The organism is Microbacterium sp. LRZ72 (assembly GCF_033792225.1).
Taxonomy (GTDB): Bacteria; Actinomycetota; Actinomycetes; order Actinomycetales; family Microbacteriaceae; genus Microbacterium.
On record NZ_JANGEX010000043.1, the window covers coordinates 1 to 695 of the forward strand.

General features: G+C 67.3%; 1 protein-coding gene. It reads right to left on the bottom strand.

Annotated elements, in window-relative coordinates; translation table 11 throughout:
* Positions 1–680: aldehyde dehydrogenase family protein (locus tag M4I32_RS15170; protein ID WP_319035317.1), on the bottom strand; the 680-nt coding region annotated here is incomplete at its 3' end.
* Positions 681–695: the final 15 nt, after the last annotated feature.

Sequence of the window (695 nt, forward strand, 5' to 3'; positions counted from 1 at the left end):
ATGACCAGGGCGGGGCGGAGGAAGTTCCCGCCGGCGAGGTCGCCGGTGGGGAGGGTGCCGTATTCGCGGACGTCGGCGCCGTTGTCTTTGGCTTCCTGGATGATCTCTTCCACGAACGCTTTCTGCGCGGGCTGGTGGAGGGGTCCCATGGTGGTGCCCTCGTCGAGTCCGTAGCCGATCACGGCGTTGTTCAGGCGGGTCTCCAGCCCGGCGACGAGTTCGTCCAGGCGGGAGGAGTGCACGTAGACGCGTTTGGCGTTCATGCAGATCTGTCCGGTGGAGTCGAAGATCGCGGCGTAGAGCCGGTCGAGGTGGGTGTCGTCGATGACCGCGTCCTCAGCGAAGATCGCCGCGTCGTTGCCGCCGAGCTCGAGGGTCACGCGGGTCAGCGACTTCGCCGCCATCTCCGCGATCCGCTTGCCACCGTTGACCGACCCGGTGAAGCAGACCTTCGCGATGTCGGTGTTCTGGATCAGCCCCGACATGTTCTGGTCCTCGCCGGTGACGACGTTCAGCACCCCGGGCGGGAGCTTCTCCGCGACACGCTGCACAACGCGGGTCGTGGCCAACGGTGCCGAGGGCGGCGGCTTCACGATCGCGGTGTTCCCCGCCAAAAGCGCGTGCGGCAGCGCCGCACCCAGGATCGCGATCGGCCAGTTGAACGGCACGATGATCGTCACCGCACCCAACGCCCG